Origin of the sequence: Streptacidiphilus jiangxiensis (assembly GCF_900109465.1) — a bacterium.
Lineage (GTDB): Bacteria > Actinomycetota > Actinomycetes > Streptomycetales > Streptomycetaceae > Streptacidiphilus > Streptacidiphilus jiangxiensis.
Genome location: NZ_FOAZ01000002.1, coordinates 588,394 through 611,824, shown reverse-complemented (window position 1 = coordinate 611,824; position 23,431 = coordinate 588,394). Strand labels below are relative to the sequence as shown.

The window sequence follows — 23,431 nt, the reverse complement described above, 5'->3', positions numbered from 1 at the left end:
CTGCTCCGCGTGCCCTCCGGTTCCCGTACCGGAGGGCGCGCGGCATTTTGCGGGGGGTGGCCGGTCGGCTGGAGTTGTCCGCCGACCGACGGGTGGACGTCGGGGTGCGGCCGCGTGCGGGGCGCTGAACTGCACTTGGTGGCGCCGCCGTTCGGAGGGGTGGGCCCACCGGATGGGGGTGGGGGTCCGGATGTCTGCTCAACGGAACCACTTCATGCGTGACATGTGCCATGGTACCGAGCCATGCGAAGTCACTCCTCACGGATGCTCAAGGTCGGTTGCGCCCTGTTGCTCGGCGCCGCGCTCACCGGCGCGGCCGCGCCCGTCCACGCGGCGGCCGCCGCCGACCCCCACCCCGCCGCCGAGGGCTGGGTCCGGACCCACGGCGAGTGGGTGCAGATCCAGCCCGGCCACCCCCACGTCGCCCTCGCCGCCACCCCGCGCCCGCACAGTGCCCCCGACGTCGTGGTCAACAACGACCAGCCGAACCTCGGCTACCGCGGCGGCCAGGACTCCGTGGGTGTCACCTCCGGGCCGCCCAAGGTCTACGTCGTCTACTGGGGCGCCCAGTGGGGCAAGGCGGCCAAGGACGCGAACGGGTACACCACCCTCTCCCGCGACCCCGACCACGCCGCCCCGTACCAGCAGGCCTTCTTCAGGGGCCTGGGCACCGGCGTCGACGCCGGCCCGCACAGCTGGAGCGGCGTGATGACCCAGTACTGCGAGAACGTCGCGGCCGGCGCGACGGGCTGCGGTGCGGGCGCCGCGCATGTCGGCATGCCGCACGGCGACGCGCTCGCCGGGGTCTGGGTGGACAACGCCGCGCCCTCCCCGCAGGCGGCCACCGAGCCGCAGATCGCCGCCGAGGCGGCCGCCGCCGCCAAGCACTTCGGCAACACGACGGCCGCGAGCAACCGCAACGTGCAGTACGTCGTCACCACGGCCCAGGGCGTCGACCCGGACCACTGGCACGAGATGAACAGCTGGTGCGCCTGGCACACCTTCGAGCGCTCCAGCTACGGCACGCTCGCGTACACGATCATGCCGTACCTGACCGACTACAAGTACTGCGGCACCAACTGGATCAACCCCGGCCCGCGTGGCCGTCTCGACGGCTGGAGCCTGCTCGGCGGCCACGAGTACGCCGAGACCGTCACCGACCAGAACGCCATGGGCGGCTGGATCGACCCGGCGGGCCAGGAGGACGGCGACAAGTGCGCCTGGATCACCGAGGGCACCCCCGGCGGGCTGTTCGACCTGCACCTGGGCACCGGTGACTTCGCCGTGCAGACCACCTGGTCCAACGACCAGCACACCTGCTCCGGAGACCACCCCGTGGTCGCGAACAGGCCGCTGGTCGTGAGCACCCTCTGCGACCGCACCGTGCAGGCCGGAAGGCCGGTCTCCGTGCCGGTCCTGGCCACGGACCGGCTGAGCCGACCCGGCCTGCGCTATGCGGCGAAGGGGCTGCCTCGCGGGCTCGTTCTCGACCCCGCCACCGGCCGCATCGGCGGCCGCAGTTCGGTGCCCGGCAGCCACGACGTCACGCTGACCGTGCGGGACCGCAGTGGTGACGCGGCGTCGACGAGCTTCCGGTTGACCGTCGCGCGCGGCGGCGCGACCGGCTGCGCCGGGATCGAGCAGGTCGTCGACCCCGGCTTCGAGGTACCGACCGACGCCAAGGGCGCCTACCCCGGCTGGTGGGCCCAGTCCGCGCCCGGCATCATCACCCGGTCGCCTCTGCAGGCCCCGCGCACGGGTATCGGCTACGCCTGGCTCGGCCACAGCGCCACCGCCGACGACACCCTCAGCCAGGGCATCGAGACGACCCCCGGCTACACCCACGCCTCCTTCTCCTTCTGGCTGCACGTCGCCTCGACCAACACCGCCACGGACCCGCAGCAACGGGACAGCCTCACGCTGGAGTTGGACGACCAGTACAGCGGCCGACTGATCGCCGTCCTGCACACCTGGACGAACCTGGACACGACGACGGGCTACGTGCCGGTCAGCTTCGACCTCACCCCGGCGGTCGCCGCCGAGTTCGGGTCGACGGTGATCGTGAAGTTCACCGCCCACGAGACCGGCGCGGCCAGGACCGCGTTCCTGCTGGACGACACCTCGTTCCGGCTGAGCTGAACACCGGGCCGACGGAGTGATTCGTCTACGCCGTCGAGAGGACGACTGACCGTTCGTTCGGCGGTCCCGTTGTCCCACGGGGCCGACTGGGACGGCACCGTCCGTTTTCGAAGGATCAGGACATGACAATTCGGCCGATCCGACTGAAGGGGTGGCATATTGACACCCCGTCAGGTGCATGCAAATCTCGTCGCCCGTGACGGTGCATCCACAACTCCACCGGTTCACACACGGTTTCACCGCACCTTCTTCACAGACCCACCTGCGCAAGGGGTTCCCGCCCCGCCTCGATCTCCCGGGCTCTGCCCGGGGGCCCGGTCGCGTCCGCGCCCGGGATGGCGTCACCGGCTCTAAGGAGAGCACCATGAAGAAGATCACCGTGCGCAAGGCCGGCACCGTTCGGCTGACCTCGGCTGCTTCCGCCTGCTACTGCGGCGGCGGCCCCGTCCTCGCCTGACGCTGCGTCATTCCCAGGTGAGACACCGGTAAGACCGGTCCGGGCCGCCCGTAATGCGGCCCGGACCGGGGCCCTTGGAGCCGACCCCGACGAGGTGGCAGGTGGTTGTCCGTGGACGGAAGCGCGGTTGATCTGGACCAGCCCTTGAGACTCTACCCCCTGACCTTTCTGGAGGAGGGGGAGGAGGTCACGGTCGGCCGGGCCGACATCGACAGCTACGGCCTCTTCCCCGCCGACGGCGCCGCCCTGCTGCGCCGGCTGGAGGAGGGGGTGAGCCCCAACGAGGCCGCCCGCTGGTACGAGCAGCAGTACGGCGAGAGCGTCGACATGCTGGAGTTCCTGGAGGTCCTGGAGGAGTTCGAGCTCCTGGTGCCCGAGGGCGAGCAGGTCGCCGAGGCGCCGGTGATCCGCTGGCGGCGGCTGGCCCAGGCGGTCTTCTCCTGGCCCGCCTGGTGCCTGTACGCGGCGGTGACCCTCGCCGGGATCGTCGTCATGTCGACGGACGCCCACGTCACCCCGCAGTACCAGAACCTGTTCTTCACCACCTCCTCGCTGGTCGCGCTGACCGCGGGCAACGTGCTCGGCCAACTGCCCTGGATCCTGCTGCACGAGGGCGCGCACGCGCTCGCCGGACGCCGCCTCGGCCTCAACTCCACGCTGCGGATCGGCCGCCGCTTCTACTACCTGGTCTTCCTCACCTCCCTCGACGGGCTCGTCGCGGTGCCGCGCCGCAAGCGGTACCTGCCGATGCTGTCCGGCATGGGGGTGGACGTGGTCGTGGTCTGCGGCCTGAGTCTCGCCGCCGCCCCGCTGGTCACCCACACCGGCGCGGCCGGCCTGACCGGACGCTTCCTGCTCGCCATGGCCTTCGGCACGCTGATGCGGCTCGCCTGGCAGTTCTACTTCTTCCTCCGGACCGATCTGTACTTCCTCGCCACCACCGTCCTCGGCTGCAACGACCTGCAGACGGTCTCCCGGCAGCTGCTGCAGAACCGGGTCCGGACGCTGCTGGGCCGCCGCGAGGGCCTGGTCGACCCGGAGAGCTGGACCCCGCGCGACCGCAGCGTGGCCCGTTGGTACGTGTGGCTGATGGTGGGCGGCTACACGCTGCTGACCGTGCTGGCCTTCACCGTCATGCTGCCGGCCGCGATCCGGATCACCGAGCTCGCCCTGCACAAGCTGGTGCGCGACACCTCCGTGCTCAACGTCACCGACGTGTGCGTCTTCCTGGTGCTGAACTTCGGCGAGCTGGCCCTCGCCGGGTACCTCGCCGCGCGCGGGCGGCGGCGCCGAGGCGCGGATCAGGCCGCCGCTTCCGGCGCCGCTCCCGCCTCGGTCTGACCTCCCGCGCCCGACCGCTCAGGACCGACTCCGCACCGCACCCCCTCCGGCCCGCCCTCGCCCCCAGGGAGACTCAGATGAACCAGTCCGCGCGCCCGCACTACTGGCTTCGGGGCGGGCTGCGTCGGGACCGGAGCCGGGCGCTGCTCGGCCTCGGGATCTCGCTCGACGCCCCCGACACCCTCGTCGTCGACGCCCACCGCCGGCTGCGCGGCCCGTTCACCGCCGCCGGGACGCTCGCCCGCGCCCTGGTGCCCGGCACCCTGCCCCGCGACCCCGCGCTCGTCGGCCGCTATGACATCGAACTGCTGTCGGCAGCACCGGAGTTGCACAACCTGGTGCCCAACTCCCGCGAGACCCTGACCTCGATGGCGATCCCCGCCGAGCGCACCCGCTACTACGCCCGGCTGCGCACGGTCCGCATCGGCAACGGCCTGGTCGAGTTCGTCCACGACGCCGCCGCCGGCGAGGGCCTGCGCACCGTCGTGGTCGAGCAGGTGGACCAGGCCGACCCGACCGATCTGGAGTTCCTGGCCAATCTGGTGCGCCGGGTCGATCCGGCCCGGCTCCAGGTCGTGATCTGCATGCCGCAGCAGGAGCCCGCCGACCCGGACCTGCTCGCCGTGCTGCGCGAGCACGCCGTCCTGGTCGAGGTCGCCGCCGCCACCGAGGAGAGTGTGCTCGACCCCGCCGACTACGTGATGGCCGACTGCGTCAGCGACGAGCCCGCCGACCTCGCCGCGTACCTCGCCCTCGACCCCGCCGCCCGCGCGGCCCTGCACGACCGGCGCGCCGAGCAGATCGAGGCGCTCGACCAGGAGTCGCTGCGCGTCGGCGCGCTCGCCCACCACCGCGAGCACGGCAGCGAGCCGGGCGAGGCCGGGGTGAAGGCCGTCTTCCACGCCATGGACCACTGCCTCTGCCTGGGTTTCTACGCCGCCTGCGTCGAGTACGGGCAGCGCGGTCTCGCCCTGGTCGACGCCGTCACCGAGCACGACCGCTGGTGGGCCTTCGCCAAGGGCACGACGCTCGCCCTCTCCATCCTCGGCCGGACGGAGGAGGCGGAACTGATGGACGACCAGGCCCGCTTCCACTCCACCAAGCCCGGCGTGCACATGAACGCCGCCTACTCGACGGCCATGCTCTACACCCGCCACAACGACCCCGAGCGCCGCGACCAGCGCAAGGCCAAGTCCTGGCTGAACGCCGCCATCGCCACCGCCTCGCTGATCGAGGACCCGCACGAGCGGGCCTTCCAGAGTGCTTTCTACCGCAACGGGTTGGCGCTGGTGGAGGTCAACCTCGGTGCGCCGCAGGAGGCGCTGCGCCTGGTCGACGAGTGCATCGACATGCTGGACCGGCTGCTGCCGGACGACTCGCACGTGCTGCACCGCTCCGTGCTCAAGAACAACCGCGCCCGCGTCTACCTCGCGCTGGGCCGTCTCGACGACGCCCTCGCCGACTACGAGGTCGTGATCCGCGAGGACCCCAACCACGCCGAGCACCACCTCGAACGCGGCACGATCCTGCGGCGGCTGGGCCGCAGCGAGGAGGCGCTCGCCGACTACGCGAAGGCCCTGCGGCTCTCGCCGCCGTTCCCGGAGATCTACTACAACCGCGGCGACCTGCGGTTCGGCGAGGGAGACGTCGACGGCGCGCTCGCCGACTTCAGCTACGTGCTCGACCTGCAGCCCGACTTCGTGGACGCCTACGTCAACCGGGCCGGACTGCTGCTGGACGCGGGCGACCTGGAGTCGGCCCGCGAGGACGCGCTGGCCGGCCTGCGTCACGACCCGGAGAACCCCTACCTCCACGCCGTCCTCGGCCAGTACCACGTCGAGACCGAGGACCTGCCCGCCGCCCGGGCCTCCTACGACCGCGCGCTGAAGGCCGACCCCGACCTGGTCATCGCCCTCTCCGGCCGGGCGGGCGTCGCCTACGCGGCGGGCGACCTGGCCCTGGCCACCGAGGACCTGACCCGCGCGGTCACCCTCGACCCGCAGGACCCGGCCCTGCGCTACAACCTCGCCCTGGTCCACCGCGACGCCGGCCGCCCCGCCGAGGCCCTGGCCGAACTGCGTCGCGCCGCCGAGAACGCCCCGGACGACGAGGACATCGCCCACGAGATCGCGGCCCTCGCCTGAGCCGGAAGCACCGCGGTGCGCTCCGCCGTGGGTGCGGGACTGCCGTGCCCACGGCGAGTAGGGTGGATCCGGGCCGTGACTGGCGCTGAGGTGGACGACCACCGGGGAGCGGCCCGACATCCGTCGATGCCGCGCGCCTGGGCGACCCACCGTCGAGCCCGGGAGCGGCTGATGTCCACGACGACCCAGAACTCCGAGAAGACCCGGCCCACCGACAACCTCATGGACGGCACCGGCCTCGCCCGCCGCCTTGTCCAGCAGACCACGGAGGCCGCCGCCGACCTGCTGCGGCGCACCGGAACGGCCCCCTGCCTGGCCACCGTCCTCGTCGGTGAGGACCCCGCCTCGGTCACCTACGTCCGGATGAAGCAGAACCGCTGCGCCGGGGCGGGCATCCGCTCACGCCACGTCGCCCTGCCGGCCTCCGTCTCCACCGCCGAGCTGGTCGACGCCGTCGCCGTCCTCTCCGCCGACCCGGACGTGCACGGCATCCTGTTGCAGCACCCCGTCGGGCCGCACATCGACGAGCGGGCCGCGTTCGAGGCGATCGCGCCGGAGAAGGACGTCGACGGCGTGACCATGCACTCCTTCGCCGCGATGGGCTTCGGGCTGCCCGGCTTCGTCTCCTGCACGCCCGGCGGCATCATGCGGCTGCTCGACGCCTACGACGTCGACCTCGCGGGCAAGCACGCCGTCGTGGTCGGCCGCAGCGCGATCCTGGGCAAGCCGGTCGGCATGCTGCTTCTCGGGCAGGACGCGACGGTCACCTACTGCCACTCGCGGACCAGCGACCTGCCCGCACTCGTGCGTGAGGCCGATGTCGTGGTCGCCGCCGTCGGCCGACCCCGACTGATCGCCGGGACGGACGTCAAGCCCGGCGCGGTCGTCGTCGACGCCGGCTACAACCCCGGCAACGTCGGCGACGTGGACTTCGAGACGGCACGCGAGCGCGCGAGCCTGATCACGCCCGTCCCGGGCGGCGTCGGGCCGATGACCATCGCCGTGCTGCTGGAGCAGACGGTCACCGCCGCGACGCGACAGCTGGGGCTGCCCGTCGGCGGCTGAACGCGGCCGACGCGGGAGCGGGTCAGGGCGCGGGGTGGGCGGCGAAGAAGGACCAGAAGACCGCCGTGGCGTCCAGGGCCCTGGAGGGGGTGTCGAGGCCCAGCACGCGCTGGAGCACGGGACGGTCGGGCGAGCCCGGCCACTGGTGGCCCGCGCCCGCGATGGTGAGCAGCTCCACCGCACGGCCGTCCGGGCAGGTCGCGAGAAGCGTCGTGACCGGCCCGGCGGTCGTGCCGGTCGGCGCGGCGCAGTCGTCGGTCGTCCGCCAGCCGGCCACCACCTGCGGGACCGGCGGACCGTCGATCCGGGCGGGTCCCTGGCCCGGGCCGCCGAGGTAGGGGATGTTGTGATCGGCCGTGCCGTGGATGTGCAGGACCGAGACCGGCGCGGGCGCGGCGCAGTTACCCAGCAGGGTCCCCGAGTCGACGCCGACGGCCGCGAACAGGCGGGTGTCGCAGGCCAGTCGGTAGGCCATCATGCCGCCGTTGGAGATCCCCGTCGCGTAGACGCGGCGCGTGTCCACCGGGACCTGCCGCTCCACGGCCGCCAGGGCGTCGGCCACGAAGGCCACGTCGTCCGTGCCCTGGCGGCCGGGCGTGCCGCAGCAGCCGCCGCCCGCGTTCCACGCCCGGTCCAGTCCGTCCGGGTAGACCACGACGAAGTGCCCGGCGTCGGCCGCCTGGTCCCACCCGTAGGACTGCTCCGCCTGCGCGGCGCTGCCGAACCCGCCGTGGAGCATCACCACGACCGGCGCCCGCGCGGGCAGCGCGGCCGGGCGGTGGACCCGGTAGCTCCGGGTGGTCCCGCCGACCACGACCTGCCCGGTCGAGCTGCCGACGGGGAGCGCGGTCGGCGCGGGGCCCGGTACGGGCCCGTGGTGCGTGCATCCGGCCAGTAGGCTGAGCAGACCGAGCAGGGCGAGCGTCAGCGCCGGCGCGAGCCGACGGGGTGTGTGCGACACGGCGGTCCTCCCCTCCAGGCCGCAGTGCAGCAGGGCAGTCTGTGAATTCTCTGTGGACCGGCCGGTCAGCCGTCGAGCAGGTCGAGCACCGCCGTCGAGATCGTGCTCCTCCCACGGCGTCCGCGGCCGCTCCGGCAGCTCCGCCGGCATCGCGGAGCCGGTGCCGCGTAGGGTGGCGCGTCGGAGGGAGGAGCGGACGCGTGGACAGGACCTTCTCGGGGCCTTTCGAGGCCCATGTGACCGTGGGGTGCGAGGCGGAGGCGGAGCACGCGCGCCTGGACGCGTGGGCGGCCCGGGCCGGGCTCAAGCTCACCCACATCGTCCTCGCGCGCGGCCGCACGCCCTCCCAGCCGATGCTGACGCTGCGCGGCCGGGGCGCTCTCGACGAGCAGCTCGCCGCAGTTCGGAGCGTCACGGCCGCGCTCGAGGAGGACGGCTTCACCGTCCTCCGGGTCAAGCTGGAGGTCTCGGCCCGGGCCGACGGCGTGCCCGTCCTCGACGACGTCGACGCGCGCCTCCATATGGCAGCGGGACGCTACTTCGAGCACCACGTCTGCCTGTTGCTCGAGCCCGGCGCTGATCTGGGTTCCCTGGCGGAGCTGGTGACGCCCCATCGGGCCCATTTGTCCTGGAACGCCCGGCGGATCGGTGCCGATGGCCTCGAGCGACGCTTCGTCACGCAGCGCTGCCACGGTGTCGGTCGCGGGACCGCGGGTGCGCGGCTGGACGCCCTGCTGGTGTCGCTGCGGCAGGCGGGGCACCGATGGGCCGAGGTGGAGCGGGAGTTCGTGGTCCACGACAGCGATGCGGGCGTGGACGCGGGGTGGATCGACGATGCGGACGAGGGGGACGAGAGTGAGCGAGTACCAGAACGTCCACGACGCGTGGAAGCAGCGGTGGTCCGACGGTGAGGTGCCGCAGGTCCCGCTGGGGGACGAGGCGCGCCAGGAGCGGAGGCTGCCGCTGACACTGCGGCCCGTCGGGGACGAGCGAGCGCGGCAACTGCGGCACTTCGAGCCCGCGTTGAAGCAGTACCGCAACGCCTTCCGGGCCGGCGACCCGGCGTTCGCGGACCACGACCTCGCCCGCGCCTGGCGGGAGGCCCGCCGTGCCGCGCTGGACCTGGTGCTCGCCGGGATCGCCGCCTCGCCGTGGGCCGACTCGTTGGTGCTGCGCGGCAGTGTGCTGTTGCGCACCTGGTTCGGCGAGGCCGCGCGTGAACCCGGCGACCTCGACTTCGTCGTGGTGCCGCCCACCTTCGCCTTCGACGGGCCGGAGGCGCTCGGGCTGCTGGACGGCGTCGCCCTTGCGGCGCAGCGGGCCGCCGACGCCGCGGACGGCGTGGTCCGGTTCGACGTCGCCGGGGCGGTCAGCGACGAGATCTGGACGTACGAGCGCGTCCCCGGCCGCCGGCTGGTCCTGCCGTGGAGCGCCGCGGGCCTGCCGGGCGGGGTGGTGCAGCTGGACTTCGTCTTCAACGAGGAACTGCCGCAGGAGCCCGTACCGACCGACCTGGAGGCCTTGTCGGCGGGCTCGGGCACGGCGGGCGCCCGTCTCCTCGCGGCGAGCCCCGAACTGTCGCTCGCCTGGAAGCTGGTGTGGTGGCTGGGCGACCTGCACCCGCAGGGCAAGGACCTCTACGACGCCGTGCTGCTGGCGGAAGACTGCACCCTCGACTACGAGCTCCTCGGCGCCGCCTTCATGGCCTCGGACCCGAGCGAGGCGACCGCACCGGCCCGCCTCCACGACATCGCCGACCGCGCCGAGCGGATGTCGCACGAGTGGACCCACTTCACCGACGAGTACCCCGACCTGCCGCAGGACCTCGACGCGCTGGTCGACCGCCTGCTGACCGCGCTCGCTCCGACCTTCGCGGACCTGCCGGCCCAGGGCGAGCCGGAGTACCCGCTGCGCGTGCGGTGGATGGCCCACCACATCCGCGCGGTCCGTGCACTGGCGGCGACCACGGACCTGCCCGCGCTCCTCGACCGGATGGCCGCGAAGCCCTTGGCCCCCGGCCTCGACGTCGTGGTCCTGCGCGAGGTCCTCGGCCCCGGGACGTACGACATCCCGACCGTGCGCGACCTCCTCTACGCCCACCCGTCGTGGGAGGCACACCTGCACGGCCACCCCCGCTACGCCTCCTGGCTGCAGGAGCGCCTCGACCGGCTGTGACCCGTGCCCCCGCGCTGTCGGTGGCGGGGGCTACATTCCCGCCATGACCAGCACCACCGCGCTGTCGCCGGACCCGGCTCACCGCCGGGCCCACCGTGCCGTGCTCGACCACGTCCTGGCGCTGGTCGCGGACGCCCCCTGGGCCGACGGGTTGGTGTTGCGCGGCAGCGCGGTCATGTCGGCCTGGGTCGGTGCGGCGGCGCGGGAGCCGGCCGATCTCGACTGGGTGGTCCAGGGCGGGCAGATCGCCCGCGCGGATCCGCTGGACCCGTACCCGTTCCTGGACGACCTCCTGCCGGTCCGGCTCTGGCCCGAGGTGGCGCACGGCGGGGGCGTCTACGAGTTCTGGGAGATGGAGGACCTCGACACCGGCGGGCTGCGCGCCCACCTGGCGCCCGAGGGGTTGCACTGGATCCGGGCCGGGGAGGGCGAACGCCTCGGCGGTCCCCCCTTCGGCGACCTGGTGGCGCGCCTGCGGCGGCGGCCCGAGGTCGCCCCGGGGCTGCGGGTGGACGCTCAGGGCGTCTGGGAGGACGAGAACTGGACGTACCTGGGTGAGGACGCGGCCGGGATCCGGCTCGTCCTGCCCTGGCGTGCCGAGGGTGGTCCTTCGGGGGAGTTGCGCCTGGACTTCGCGCTGGACGAACGGATGCCCGAGGCGCCGCGCTGGGCGGCGATCCCGAGGGCCGACGGCCGGAGCCGAGCCGTCGTCCGGGCGGCGGGGCCGGGGTTGTGCCTGGCCTGGAAGCTTCGCTGGCTCGCCGCGGACGCGTGCGCCGGTGGCGGTCTGGTCAAGGCGAAGGACCTCTACGACGCCGTCGTGCTGGCCGAGCATCCGCGCACCCGGCTCACCTCTCGCCTGCTCCGCCGGGTTCCGGCTCAGGGTGGCGGGCGCGGGGCTCCGGGGCGGGAGACGGTGCTCGACTGGCGCCTGGACGAGGGTGACGGTGAGGCGTTCGGGCTGGCGGACGGGGCGGCGTGGGTGGCCCGGCTCGCGGGGGCGCTGGAGGGGCGCGGGCTGACGGCGGAACGCGCCGAGGGCAGCGGCGCGGCGGAGGTGCTTCGGGTCCGCACGCGCCCTTGATGCGCGCGAGGGGCCGACGTTAGGTTGCTGGACGGTACTGACGTCGCGTCAACTCGTGGGCTCAGGGGGCTTGCATGGCTGATCGGTCGAGCGGGGTGACGGGGGTCGGCGGGCCGAGCAGGCGGCAGGTGTTGTACGGGGGCGGGCTGGCGGCAGCGCTGGTCGCGTTGGACGGGTGGCAGCGGCAGGCCGGGGTACCGACCCGGGTGCCGGGGGCGAAGCCGGGGAAGCCCGGGGACGTGCAGTTCGACATCGCCGCCTTCGTGCCGCCCGCGCGGACCGTCGAGGGCGTCGAGGTGCAGTTCGGCCCGGTGCACACGGTCTTCGCCACCGCGCAGTTGCTGCGCACCCCGACCGCGGCCGACCAGCGGATGCTGCGTGACGCGCTCGGGACGGTCGAGCACCGCTACCCCTTCAGCCCGGCCGGGGTGTTCGCCTTCGTCGCCTACGGGCTGCCCTACTTCCGCCGCCTGCCCGGCGGGCTGACCGGGCCGCTGGTCGCGGCGCACCTGCCTCGGCTGGCCGGTGACCCCGCGCGCTACGTGCTGGAGGAGGCCGTGCCCGGCCCCACCGACGTCTCGCCCGCCAACCCCGGCGTCACCAAGGACCGTTTCGACGTGCCGGTCGTCATCGAGGACAACGACCTGCTGTTCACCCTGCGCAGCGACCGGGCCGACAACCTCCGCGACGTGCTCGCCTGGTTCGGCGGCAGCGGCCGGCTGGCGGGCCGGCCGGAGCCGTCGCCCGCGCTGGAGGGGCTGCTGCGGTTCACCTCCAGTCGGGCGATGTTCCAGCAGCGCGGCCTGCCCCGCAAGGTCGCCGACGCCAACGGGCTCGTCTACGCGTTCATGGTGAACCCCGACTCGCCGATGTGGATGGGCTTCGCCGACCAGCAGGTCGACGCGAGCGCCCCCGCCGCGCGGGTGACCTTCGGCGGTGCGGAGCCGGCGACGGCCGTGGCCGGGGACTACTTTGACAACGGCTCGATCCAGCACCTCTCTCACGTGATCATGGACCTGCAGCAGTTCTACGACGTCGACGACCACGGCAAGCCCGGCGACGACGCCGAGTACAGGGAGCGGGTGCAGTACATGTTCCGCTCCACGCCGCCGCCCTCCACCGGCTACGGCGACCAGTACACCGACGGCGGCGGACCGGCCTTCCTCGCCAACACCTTCCGGGGCACCGGCGACGCGCTGCGAGGCGCCCGCGGTGTCGGCACGCCGGGCGGCGAGCACCGGCTCGGGCACATCTCCACGCTCCAGCGCACCTCCCGCGACCGCGCGGGCCGACCGCTGCACCTGCGGATGGACGGCCCCGGCTTCGACGCGATGGACGTGCCGGACGGCAGCGTGCAGCCCAAGCTCCAGTTCACCGCGTTCGTGCCGAGCGCGGACTTCTTCGCCACCATGCGGCGCAGCCAGGCCTCCGTCGACCTCGCCCGGGCCAACGCCGTCCCGCAGTCCGACTCGGGCCTGGAGCGGTTCCTGACGGCGACCCGGCGGCAGAACTTCCTCGTCCCGCCGCGCCGCCACCGCGCCTTCCCGCTGATCGAGCACACGTGAGCGCACCTGAGCACACTGGTGCTGACGATTCGTACGGAACGGAGTCGACGTGGTCCCCCTCGCACCCCTGCCACACACGCTCATCGGTACCGGCCCGCATCGCGTCATCGCCGTGCACGGCTGGTTCGCGGACCGTCGCGCCTACGACCGGATCCTGCCCGACCTGGACCGTGAGACGTTCAGCTACGCCTTCGTCGACCTGCGCGGCTACGGCGAGGCCATGCACCGCACCGGCGCCCACAGCACCGCCGAGGGAGGCGCCGACGTGCTCGCCCTCGCCGACGCCCTCGGCTGGGACCGCTTCTCGCTCGTGGGCCACTCGATGGGCGCCTGTGTCGCGCAGCGGGTGCTCGCCGCCGCGCCCGCGCGGGTGCGACGTCTGGTCGGGCTCAACCCGGTGCCGGCGGGCGGGTTCCCGATGCCGCCGCAGCAGTGGGAGCTGTTCTCGGGCGCCGCGGAGTTCCCCGGGAACCGGCGCACGATCATCGACATCACCACCGGCGGCGTCCGCCCGGCCGCCTGGCTGGACCGGATGGTGGCGCAGTCGCAGGCGTGCAGCGATGCCAAGGCGTTCCGGGCCTGGCTCGACTCCTGGGCGGGGGAGGACTTCCACGAGGCGATCGAGGGCGCGGGCCTGCCGGTCCGGGTCGTCGTCGGCGAGCTGGACCCGGCGCTGGGCGCCGAGGTGATGCGGGCGACCTGGCTGCGCTGGTACCGGGACGCCGAACTGGTGGTGCTGCCCGCGGCCGGGCACTACCCGATGGAGGAGACCCCGCTGCAGCTCGTCACCGCCGTCGAGGACTTCCTGCGTGCCGACGAGCCGGAGCCGGAGAGCGCTCAGTGAACGGAGCACGGCGCGGCGCCGTGGAGGTCCCCCAGGTCTTCGATCCGCGACTGTACGCCGACGGCATCCCGCACGAGGCCTTCCGCCGCCTGCGCGCCCACCACCCGGTGGCCTGGCAGGACGAGCCACCGCTGCTGGGCTGGCCCGGCGGCAGCGGATTCTGGGCCGTCACCCGGCACCGGGACGTCAGCAGGGTGCTCAAGGAGGCCACCCTCTTCTCCTCCCACCTCGGCGCCACCCAGATCCGCGACCCCGACCCGGGGGATCTGCCGTTCATCCGCCGGATGATGCTCAACCAGGACCCGCCCGAGCACGCCCGGCTGCGTCTGCTCGTCTCGGCGGCCTTCGCGCCGAGCCGGATGGAGCGCTTCGCCGCCACCGCCCGCGCCCGTGCGGGCGCCCTCCTCGACGGAGCCCGCGCCGCCGCCCGCGACGGCGACGGCGCCGTGGACGTGGTGGCCGCCGTGACGGACGAGTACGCGCTGCTGAACCTCGCCGACCTGCTGGGCGTCCCGCCCGAGGACCGCGGACTGCTGCTGCACTGGACCCGGCAGGTGATCGGGTACCAGGACCCGGACGAGGCGCCGACCGAGCCGGTCCTCGACGCGGACGGCCGTCCCGTCAACCCGCGCTCGCCCGAGCAGCTCGCCGAGATGTTCGCGTACGCGCGTGAGCTGGCCCGCCACAAGCTGCGGCGCCCCGGCGACGACGTCATGACCGCGCTGGCCCAGGCGCACGCCGCCCGGTCCGGGGAAGGTGTCCGGCTCGGGGACGCGGAGCTGGAGATGTTCTTCTTCCTGCTGACCGTGGCCGGTAACGACACCGTGCGCAGCGCGGCGCCGGGCGGGCTGCTCGCGCTCGCCGAGCACCCGGACGCCTACCGGGCCCTGCGTGCGGGAGCGGTGCCGCTCGGCACCGCCGTCGAGGAGCTGCTGCGCTGGCACCCGCCGGTGCTCAGCTTCCGCCGAACGGCGGCGCGGGACACGGAGCTTGCCGGCGTGAAGATCGGCGCGGGGGAGAAGGTGGTCGTCTTCCACGCCTCCGCCAACTTCGACGAGGACGTCTTCCCCGAGCCGCACCGCCTCGATCTGGCGCGCAACCCCGACCCGCACCTCTCCTTCGGCACCGGCCCGCACCGCTGCCTCGGCGCGCGCTTCGCACAGATCCAGCTCGCCGCGCTCTACGCCGAGACCGCGCGCAGGCTGCCCGCGCTGGAGCTCGCGGGACGGCCGCGGCGGCTGGTGTCCAACTTCATCAACGGGATCAAGACGCTGCCGCTGGCCCTCGGCGTGGACGGTCAGTCCCCGCAGAGGAAGGACCCGACGGCGTCGGCACCCTCCGCGAAGAGGGAGCCCGGAGGCTTCGGGCTCAGCCGCAGCTCGTAGGCGAGCAGGCCGAGGAGCAGGGCCCAGCCGAGCTGGGCCCGGTCCTGGCCGGTGAGTCGGCTCAGCTCGGCCGGCGGAGCGACGCCGGGGGGCAGCGGGTAGGCGTTCACGACCGCGAACCGGTCGGGGTGGGCGAGCGCCCAGGAGCGGGCGGTGGCGCAGAGGGACTGCCAGCGCGCCGTCGGCTGCTGCTCCTCCCGGCCGGTCGCGGTCTCGGCGAGCGCCCGTGCCAACGCCGCGTGCGCGTCGGCGGCCAGCGCGTGCAGCAGGTCCGCGCGGCTCGGGTAGTACCGGTAGAGCGCGGAGGAGGCGACGCCGAGCTCCCTGGAGAGGGCGCGCAGGGAAAGGCCCGCGACGCCCTCGGTGGCGAGGTGACGCCACGCCGCCTCCTTGATCTCGGCGGCGACGGCCAGCCGGGCCCGGGCTCGCGCCCCCGGCACCGGCCGCGTGACCGGCAGCGTCATCGACTCACCGCCGAGGGGGTGCGCACGAGCCAGACGCCCGGCCGGACCTCGATCGCGGCCGGAACGGCGAGGCCCTCGGCGCCGCCCCAGTCGACCAGATGCTCCAGGATGCGGACGACGCTGCGCTCACCGAAGCGGCTCCAGCGCTGGTCGCCGAGCTGGTCGGCGGAGCGGCAGAACTCCTGGAAGCGGCGGATCGCGTCCTCGGCCCGGCCGCTCATCAGATCGGCCAGCGCCAGACCGCGCTGCGCGTCCACCGCCTCCCGGTCGAGCCGTTCACGTCGGTCGTGCCGGTCGTGCCGGTCGGGTCGCTCGGGTCTGCTGGTCCGCCCCGCGCCCGCCGGACCAGCAGACCCGGCAGGCCCGGCGGGCGCGGCCGAGCCCAGGGCGAGGGCCGCGGTGAAGTGCTCGGCCGCCCGCGGGACATCGCCGTCGCTGAGTGCGGTGTCCCCGGCGCCGACCAGGCAGCGCGCGCGACCGACGGGGTCGGCCAGCCGTTCGAAGGCCCGCAGCGCCGTCGAGTGGTGGTCCGCGGCCTCGCCGAACCGGCGTTGCTGCCAGGCCAGGTCGCCGAGGGAGGCGCGGGCGCGGGCCGCTGCCGACGGGTCGTCCGCGCGCTCGGCCGCGTCCAGGGCCAGGGTCAGCACCTCGCCCCAGGCGTGCGAGCCGGCCGACGCCTCCAGATAGCCGCCGAAGGCCTCGCCCAAGGCGCCGACCAGCCGCCACTGTCCGGCCGCGTGGGCGCGGCGGATCGCGGTCAGCAGGCCCTCGCCCTCCTGCTGGAACCAGCGTGCGGGGGCGCTGCCGACGATGTGCCGGGCGTCCGGCGCAGCCCCGAGCTCCACGAGGAACTCGCCCGTGCCCGGGCCCTCGACAGGCGTGGCGCGGCGTCCGGGGAACAACTGCCGGTCCGCGTACCGGGCCAGGGCCAGGTAGCAGCTCGCCAGCCGGTCCGTCGCGGCGTCGCGCTCCTGCGCCGTCGGTGCCGCCGCCAGCAGTTCCCGGGCGACCGCGTGCAGCAGAGGGTGATAGCCGTAGCGGTGCTCGCCCTGCTGGGCGGGGCCGTCCACCTGCAGCAGCCGGGCCTCCACCAGCCGCTGCAGCACCGGTTCGGCTGCCCGGGGCGTGGTCCCCAGCAGCGCCGCCGCCGCCCACGGCGCGAACCCGGTTCCCGGGGCGAGCGACAGCAGCCGGAAGGCCCTGCGCTCGGCCTCGTCGACCTCGCGGTAGCCGACGAGCAGGGCGGCGCGCACGTCCAGCTCGCCCGCGGCGAGGAGATCCAGCGGGCCCTGCTCGTCGGCGAGCCGCTCCGCCAGCGTGGCGGCCGTCCAGTGGGGCCTGGCCGCCAGCGCGGCGCCGGCGACGCGCAGGGCCAGCGGCAGCCGGCCGCACAGGCGGACGATCTCGGCGGTTGCCCTCGGATCGTCGGCGACGCGCTCCCCGGCCACCACCGCCAGCAGCCGCCCGGCGTCGGCCGGGCCCAGCAGATCGAGGGTCAACTGCCGTGCTCCGTCGAGGCCGACGAGCGCCCGGCGGCTGGTGGTGATGAGCAGTCCCTGGTCCAGCGCGCCCGCCACCGGCTGGACCTGGTGCTCACCGACGACGTCGTCCAGCACGAGCAGCAGACGTCGGCCGCGCAGGACCCGGCCCAACTCCCGCAACGCGTCGGCGTCGCCGAGGACCCCGGACTCGGCCAGCAGCCGGGAGGACTCCAGGTGGCGCAGGACCGCCATCGCGACGCCGGCCGGGTCCAGCGGTTCCCCGTCCGCGCCGCGCGTGCGCACCAGCACCTGCCCGGCCGGGAACCGCTCCGCGTGCCGACGGGCCAGCTCCACGGCCAGCGCCGTCTTCCCGACGCCGGAACGGCCCGAGAGGGCGAGCACGCGAGCGGGGCCGCTCTCCTGCTCGCTGCCGAGCAGACGCTCCGCCGCGGCCAGCGCGCGGTCCCGGCCGACCAGTTCGTGGGTCGACGGCGGCAGCCGGAAGACCGGTGGCCGCTCGCCCGCCGTGGTCGGTCCGTGCCAGGCCAGCGACGGGTCGGAGCGCAGGATCCGCGAGTGCAGCCGGGTGAGCGCGGCGCCGGGCTCGACCCCGAGCTCCTCGACCAGGGCGTGCCGCAGCGTGCGGAAGGCCTGGAGCGCGTCCGACTGCCGCTCGGAGCGGTAGAGGGCGACCATCAGGTGGCCGTGCACCGCCTCCCGGTAGGGGTGTTCGGCGGCCAGTGCCAGCAGCTCGGCGGCCAGTTCGCCGTGCAGACCGAGCCGCAGCTCGGCGGCGATCCGCTGTTCCAGAACCGTCAGCCGGGCCTCCTCCAGGTGGACCGCGGCGGCGGAGAGCAGCGGCCCGTGCGGGACGCCCGACAGCGCCTCGCCGCGCCAGAGCCGTAGCGCCTCGCGCAGCCAGGAGCGTGCCTCGTCGTAGTCCCCGCGCTGGTAGGCGCGGCGGCCGTCGGCGGCGAGCGCCTCGAACCGCGAGAGGTCGAGCTCGTGCGGTTCCACCTGCAGTCGGTAGCCGGGCGGCTGGGTCCGCAGCACCTCGTGCCGGGCCGCGTCGCTGCCCTCGGCCAGCAGGGTGCGCAGCTGGGAGATGTAGACCTGCACGGTGGTGGTGACGGTGCGCGGCGGCGCCTCGCCCCACAGCTCGTCGACGAGGGCCTCGCTGGACACCACCTCGCCCGCCCGGACCAGGAACGTCGCCAGCAGCGCCCGGACCTTGGTCGCCGTGGGCGTGCGCGGTCGCAGCACCACGGGCCCGAGTACCTGGTATCTCATGTCTCCCCCTTGTGTTCCTGCCCGCTCAGCAGTGCTGCAGCACCGATGTCCGGATCACGCCGACCTGGCGTGCGCCCTGGGTGAGGACCAGCGTGAACCGGCGCAGCGGGCGGCCCTCGCCGTCACGCTCGGCCGGCCCCGCCGTGGAGGTGCAGTGCAGTGGCAGGTCGGGCTCGGCGAAGCCCTGGAAGGACGCCGCCCATTCGGTGAGCAGGCAGTCGGCGGGGACGAAGCCGCCGAGGCTCGCCGCGTGCCAGAAGGCGGTCTGTCGGCTGGCCTCCAGCAGGACGGCCGAGGGGACGTGGTCCGTGGCGCCCCCGGCGTGGAGCGGGTGGCCGGGCTCGGTGAGCACCTGCACGGTCAGCGTGTCGTCCTCGTCGATCCCGCCGTGGCCGATGACGACGTCGGCCGGGTCGACGCGCCCGACCTCGGACGGCTGCGGCCGGTCGCTCCGGGCCATGACCTGCGGTCCCTGGCGCACGTCAGCGCGGCTGAGCACCCGTCCGCGCTGGCGGTGGTTCTGGTAGACCTTCGGCATCAGGAAGACGAGCCGGGCGGTGGCCCGGCCGCAGTCCCGGCCGTCGATGCGCAGGTCCGCACGGCACTCCAGCCCGCGCGGGACACCGCCCACCACGTCGGCGGGCTCCAGGAGCAGGTCCATCTCCAGATGCCCGGACCCGTCGGGCCCACGGAGCCAGGCGTCGGGCTCGGTGACCGTGAGCTCCGTGGCGGCGAAGACCACGGGGCGCTCGGCCGGCACCCGGAAGTAGCGGTGCGCGACGAACAGGGCGCCCTGGCGCAGGGTCTCGACCGGTCCGTGCAGCTCGTGGCGGCGGGAGCCCTCGTTGCGGACGGGGTGGTCCACCACCAGCGGGACGGAGATGCCGAACTCCTGCGGCACCGCCGCGGTGGTGCCGCTCATCAGCCCCTCGAGCGAGTCGGGGCGGTGCACCAGGTGGTAGCCGGGGGCGGGCAGGGGAGCCGGTCTACCGGTCTGCGGCCGGATCGGGGTCTGCGTCATGAGGGTCTCCCTGGGCGTCGTTCGTCGTCTGCGCAGCCACGCCACCGGGCGCCGCGTGGCGGTAGGCAGCCAGCACCAGCTGCCAGATGGTTTCCAGCTCCTCCGGGTCGCGCGGGGCGAAGACCAGCACGGAGCCCTCCGGTTCGGCGGCCAGGGCCCACCCGGCGGCGACGGCCCGCGCCGTCACCGGGTCCGGGAGCCGCAGGTGCAGGCTCCCGTCGTAGACGGGATGGAGATGACCGAACTCGCCGTCGGCCAGGAGCAGCTGACGCTTCGCCAGCTGGGTGCCCGCGGGTACGTGGAAGGCGCGGGTGCCCTCGACGCACACCAGGGACGGTCCGATCCTGACCCCGGGCAGGGCGGCGGCCATCTCCAACAGGACCTGCTGCAGTGCCGCCGGCGCGGGCTGGGTGACCTGCTCGACCCGCCCGGTGACCGACACGAGTGGGGGCCGGCCGCTCCGGGGCGGCAGTTGGGGAGCCCCGCCACCCCTGTCATCGGTGTCGTCACCCATGCCCGACCGTCCTCGTGCGTGTACGCGAACTCTGTCGCCGACTCGTGGATTGGTGCACACCGAAAATTTGGGCCTCGCCGTTACCGTTGCAGTCCCGTGCCGTTCCCCCGACCCCGTACCGCGTGGGAACGGATCCGGGAACGGGGGAACGAAAGATGGTTGCCATCCCCACCAGGACAGTCCGTACCAGGGAGGAACAGGCAATGAGCAAGCAGCGTGCGGTCACCAGAGCGGTCGTCGTGTTCGCGGGTCTTCTGCTGGGCATGGTCTCCGCCACCGGCACCGGTGTGGCGGACACCCAGATCTGGAACACCGCGCAGGTCACGCCCAACTCGGCGTCGGCGACGCCCTGACCGGGTGAACAGCGCAGAGCCCGGCTCCTGGAGGAGCCGGGCTCTCGTCGTTCGCGGGCGGCACCCGTCGTCAGCTGGTGCGCACGTGCCCCAGCGGGATGGCCATCGTGTCGAACAGCGCCTGCGCCCTGGTCCTGTGGGAGGTGGCCGTGTCGGTCTCGCCCAGGGCGGTGAGCACCCGGGCCAGACCCTGGCGGGCCTCCGCCTCGCCCAGGCGGAAGCCGATGCGTTCCGCCTGCTCCAGCGCCTCCTCCAGGCAGCGGCGGGCCTCCTGGAACTGGGACCAGGCGAAGTGCACGGAGCCGAGGACGTTCTTCAGGGTCACCGCGCGCGAGGGGTTGAGGCCGGCGGAGAGCGCCTCCCGGATCACCCCGGCGCCGCGACGTGCCGCCGTGCGGTCGCCGAGCAGCAGTTGCACCTGCGTCAGACGGGCCACCACCAGCGAGGTGTAGGCGCGGTCACGGCGCTGCTGGGCCAGCCCCCAGGCGTGCTGGAGACGGTCGAGAGCGGCCCGGGGGTCGTCCTGGCCCACGTCGGCGTTGGCGAGGTTGACCAGCGCCAGGGTCTCGCCCAGCACCTCGCCGAGGTCCTGGTAGAGCGAGGCCGCCTCGCGCGCCGCTTCGGCCGATCGGTCGTAGCGCCCGAGGTAGCCGCAGGCCGAGCTGATGGAGACCGCGATCCCGGCCAGCTCGCGCGCCCCGCCGAGCCGTCGCTGAATCTCCTGGGCCCGCTCCAGGTGCCGCAGGCTCTCCGAGAACTCGCCCAACTGGCTGTGGAAGAGCCCGATCCGACTCAGGCACATCGCCTCGGCCAGCGCGTTCCCGCTCCCGGTCGCGAGCTCCAGCGCCGCCCGGGTCTGGTCCAACCCCTCCTCGTGGCGGCTCAGGTTCCACAGCGACGCGGCGAGGTTGAGCCGGGCGTGCAACCACAGTTCGTCGTCGCCGATCTGCTCGGCCGCGGCGACGGCCTCCTGTTCCACCTCCAGGCTCTGCTGGAGGTGGCCGTAGAGGGAGAGGTACTCGCTCAGGTGGCGCGGCAGCATCACGGCGTGCCAGTACCGTCGCTGACGGCGCGCCAGTCGGACGGCGGTGACCAGGTTGACCCGTTCCCGCTGCAGCCAGCCGAGTGCCTGCTCGGCTTCCGGGAAGTGCAGCGGCAGGGCCGGCCGCCAGGCGCCCTCGCGGTGGTCGATCTGCTTGCCCGGGTGGAGCCGCTCGGATGCGGCGGCCAGCGCCAGGTAGTAGTGGTCCAGCAGGCGTTCCAGCGCTTCGTCGTCCTCGGGCAGCGGCTCGGACTCCACCAGCCGGTGGGCGTAGCTGCGGACCAGGTCGTGGCAGGAGTAGTGGTCCTCGGACTGCTGCCGCAGCAGGTTGACGTCGACCAGCTCCTCCAGCAGGTCCATCGCCTCGTAGACGTCGCAGCCGAACAGCGCGGCGGCGGCGTGGGCGTCGAAGCTGTTGCCCGGGAGGACGCCGAGTCTTCGGAAGGCGGCCTGCAGCTCCTCGGTCATGGCCTCGAACGACAGGCTGATGCTCGCGGCCACGCTGCGGGCACCGTCGCGGAGTTCACGCAGTCGTCGGTTCTCCTCACCCAGCCGTTCGGCGAGGTGTGCCAGAGTCCACCGGGGTCGGTCGGCCAGACGGCCCGCCGAGATGCGCAGGGCGATCGGCAGCCGCCCGCACTGGTCGATCAGCTGACCGGTGGCCACCGGTTCGGCGGCGACCCGCTCGTCGCCGAGAACCCGGGCCAGCAGCTCCTCGCTGTCTGCCACGCTCATGACATCCACCGGGACGACGCGGGCCCCGTCCAGCCCGCTCAGCCGTACCCGGCTGGTCACCAGCACCAGACTGCCGGGGGAGGCCGGCAGCAGCGGCTGGACCTGGTGCGCGTCGACGGCGTTGTCCAGCAGCACCAGCATCCGCCGGTGCGCGGTGACGACCCGCCACAGCGCGATGCGACTGAGCAGCTCGTCGGGGATCCTCTCGCCGGGCACGTTCAGCGTCCGCAACAGCACGTCGAGCGCCGCGCCGGGCTCGAGCGGAGCCGCCCCGGGCGTGAACCCGGCCAGGTCGATGCAGAGCTGCCCGTCCGGGTACCGCGCGGCGAGGCGGTGGGCGGCGTGCACGGCGAGGGTGGTCTTGCCGGAGCCGCCCATGCCCTCCAGGCACACGATGGTGGTCCGCGGCCCCGGCTCGGCCTGGCGCAGCAGCTCCGCCAGCTCCTGCTGGCGGCCCGTGAAGTCGGGGACGTCGTAGGGGAGCGAGTTGGGCGCGCGGTGCTCCGTCGCGGGAGCCCCACCGGCGGGGACCGCACCGCCCGCGGCCGCACCGCCGCCGGCCGCGTGCTCGGGAGCAGCGCCGTCGGGCGCGCCGTTGTCGGGTTCCTCGGCGGTCCCGGTTCGCGCGGTCCTCGTCCGGGAGGGCGAGTCCGGGCGGGCGGCGGCGGGCGGGGACAGCTCGGGGCTGCCGCGCAGGATGGCACCGTGCAGCTCCACCAGATGCGGGCACGGGTCGATGCCCAGCTCCTCGGCCAGCCGCTCGCGCAGTCTGGTGTACTCCGCCAGCGCCTCGGCCTGGCGGCCCGAGCGGTACAGGGCCAGCATCAGATGGCCCAGCAGCCGTTCCCGCAGCGGGTGCTCGGCCGTGAGCCGACGCAGCTCCCCGATCAGGTCCGGCCCGGAGTCCGTCTCCAGACGGAGGGTGACCAGCTCCTCGACCGCCGTCAGGCGCAGCTCGCAGAGCTCGGCGAAGACGGCGTCCAGCGACGCGCCGCCGCTCCCGGCCGGCAGCGGACCGCGCCACAGGTCCAGGCCCGCCCGCAGCTCCTCGATCGCGTTCTCCCGCAGACCCGCCGCGGCGGCCTCGCGGCTGCGGCGCAGCCGGACCGTGAAGACGCCCAGGTCGAGCTGCTCGGGCGCGAGCACGACGCGGTAGCCGAGGCCGTCGGTCTGCAGCACCTCGCGGCCGGACGGGATCCGGTTGCGCAGGCCGGCGACCATCTTGCGGACCTGGTGGTTGGCCGTGGCCGGAGGAGCGGTGTCCCAGACCGCGTCCACCAGCCGGGAGACCGAGACCGTGCGTCCGGCCTCGATCAGCAGCAGGGCCAGCATCCGTTCGGGTAGCACGCCTCCGAGTGGGACGCGTAGCCC

General features: G+C 74.0%; 17 protein-coding genes and 1 riboswitch. Of the genes, 11 read left to right on the top strand and 6 right to left on the bottom strand.

Annotated features, from left to right (window positions below):
- Positions 1-243 precede the first annotated feature (243 nt).
- From BMY61_RS06230 to BMY61_RS06215, 4 genes are all read left to right on the top strand, one after another.
- Complete coding sequence (locus BMY61_RS06230) at positions 244-2,139, top strand: Ig domain-containing protein (RefSeq protein ID WP_082014806.1); 1,896 nt, start codon at positions 244-246, stop codon at positions 2,137-2,139.
- A 601-nt stretch (positions 2,140-2,740) separates the two neighbouring features.
- Entirely contained in the window at positions 2,741-3,937 is a 1,197-nt protein-coding gene (locus tag BMY61_RS06225; RefSeq protein WP_143094185.1) for a hypothetical protein, read from the top strand.
- A gap of 77 nt (positions 3,938-4,014) precedes the next feature.
- Positions 4,015-6,081, top strand: a complete 2,067-nt coding sequence (locus tag BMY61_RS06220) for a tetratricopeptide repeat protein (protein ID WP_042443936.1) — start codon at positions 4,015-4,017, stop codon at positions 6,079-6,081.
- 65 nt (positions 6,082-6,146) lie between these two features.
- Positions 6,147-6,231: riboswitch (ZMP/ZTP riboswitch) on the top strand.
- A gap of 21 nt (positions 6,232-6,252) precedes the next feature.
- Positions 6,253-7,146: a bifunctional 5,10-methylenetetrahydrofolate dehydrogenase/5,10-methenyltetrahydrofolate cyclohydrolase gene (locus tag BMY61_RS06215; RefSeq protein WP_042443934.1), complete on the top strand. Its 894-nt coding sequence runs from the start codon at positions 6,253-6,255 to the stop codon at positions 7,144-7,146.
- Positions 7,147-7,168: 22 nt separating this feature from the next.
- Here BMY61_RS06215 and BMY61_RS06210 read toward each other — a convergent pair whose 3' ends face one another.
- A complete protein-coding gene (locus tag BMY61_RS06210) occupies positions 7,169-8,107 on the bottom strand; it encodes an extracellular catalytic domain type 1 short-chain-length polyhydroxyalkanoate depolymerase (protein ID WP_042443932.1) in 939 nt (312 codons plus the stop codon).
- Between the two features lie 200 nt (positions 8,108-8,307).
- Here BMY61_RS06210 and BMY61_RS06205 point away from each other — a divergent pair, with 200 nt between their 5' ends.
- From BMY61_RS06205 to BMY61_RS06180, 6 genes are all read left to right on the top strand, one after another.
- Positions 8,308-9,018, top strand: a complete 711-nt coding sequence (locus BMY61_RS06205) for a hypothetical protein (RefSeq protein WP_042443930.1) — start codon at positions 8,308-8,310, stop codon at positions 9,016-9,018.
- Complete coding sequence (locus BMY61_RS45975) at positions 8,963-10,282, top strand: nucleotidyl transferase AbiEii/AbiGii toxin family protein (RefSeq protein ID WP_063773199.1); 1,320 nt, start codon at positions 8,963-8,965, stop codon at positions 10,280-10,282. Before BMY61_RS06205 ends, BMY61_RS45975 begins: the two co-directional genes overlap by 56 nt.
- Before the next feature lie 43 nt (positions 10,283-10,325).
- Positions 10,326-11,366, top strand: coding sequence for a nucleotidyl transferase AbiEii/AbiGii toxin family protein (locus tag BMY61_RS06195; RefSeq protein WP_063773198.1), 1,041 nt, complete (start codon positions 10,326-10,328; stop codon positions 11,364-11,366).
- 74 nt (positions 11,367-11,440) lie between these two features.
- Positions 11,441-12,931, top strand: coding sequence for a DUF7405 family protein (locus BMY61_RS06190; protein ID WP_042443928.1), 1,491 nt, complete (start codon positions 11,441-11,443; stop codon positions 12,929-12,931).
- Positions 12,932-12,980: 49 nt separating this feature from the next.
- A complete protein-coding gene (locus tag BMY61_RS06185; RefSeq protein WP_042443926.1) occupies positions 12,981-13,775 on the top strand; it encodes an alpha/beta fold hydrolase in 795 nt (264 codons plus the stop codon).
- On the top strand, positions 13,772-15,160 hold the full coding sequence (locus BMY61_RS06180) for a cytochrome P450 (RefSeq protein ID WP_082014804.1): 1,389 nt from the start codon (positions 13,772-13,774) through the stop codon (positions 15,158-15,160). The genes BMY61_RS06185 and BMY61_RS06180 overlap by 4 nt, the downstream gene beginning before the upstream one ends.
- On the opposite strand, the gene BMY61_RS06175 is transcribed toward BMY61_RS06180, so the two are convergent.
- The 4 genes from BMY61_RS06175 to BMY61_RS06160 are packed head-to-tail and all read right to left on the bottom strand — an operon-like array spanning position 15,073 to position 19,930.
- Positions 15,073-15,624 carry a TetR/AcrR family transcriptional regulator gene (locus BMY61_RS06175; protein WP_052438432.1) on the bottom strand — a complete coding sequence of 184 codons (552 nt, stop codon included), beginning with the start codon at positions 15,622-15,624 and terminating at the stop codon, positions 15,073-15,075. The two genes, BMY61_RS06180 and BMY61_RS06175, sit on opposite strands and share 88 nt — an antisense overlap.
- Entirely contained in the window at positions 15,621-18,395 is a 2,775-nt protein-coding gene (locus BMY61_RS06170) for an AfsR/SARP family transcriptional regulator (RefSeq protein ID WP_042443924.1), read from the bottom strand. Before BMY61_RS06170 ends, BMY61_RS06175 begins: the two co-directional genes overlap by 4 nt.
- A 25-nt stretch (positions 18,396-18,420) precedes the next feature.
- The gene (locus tag BMY61_RS06165; protein WP_052438430.1) at positions 18,421-19,416 is read right to left on the bottom strand and encodes an AfsA-related hotdog domain-containing protein; all 996 of its coding nucleotides are present in this window, start codon (positions 19,414-19,416) and stop codon (positions 18,421-18,423) included.
- Positions 19,382-19,930: a luciferase domain-containing protein gene (locus tag BMY61_RS06160; protein WP_143094184.1), complete on the bottom strand. Its 549-nt coding sequence runs from the start codon at positions 19,928-19,930 to the stop codon at positions 19,382-19,384. Before BMY61_RS06160 ends, BMY61_RS06165 begins: the two co-directional genes overlap by 35 nt.
- A gap of 203 nt (positions 19,931-20,133) precedes the next feature.
- On the opposite strand from BMY61_RS06160, the gene BMY61_RS45970 reads away from it, so the two are divergent.
- Positions 20,134-20,283, top strand: coding sequence for a hypothetical protein (locus tag BMY61_RS45970; RefSeq protein ID WP_161791212.1), 150 nt, complete (start codon positions 20,134-20,136; stop codon positions 20,281-20,283).
- A gap of 70 nt (positions 20,284-20,353) precedes the next feature.
- Here BMY61_RS45970 and BMY61_RS06155 read toward each other — a convergent pair whose 3' ends face one another.
- The gene (locus BMY61_RS06155; protein WP_161791211.1) at positions 20,354-23,407 is read right to left on the bottom strand and encodes an AfsR/SARP family transcriptional regulator; all 3,054 of its coding nucleotides are present in this window, start codon (positions 23,405-23,407) and stop codon (positions 20,354-20,356) included.
- Positions 23,408-23,431 lie beyond the last annotated feature (24 nt).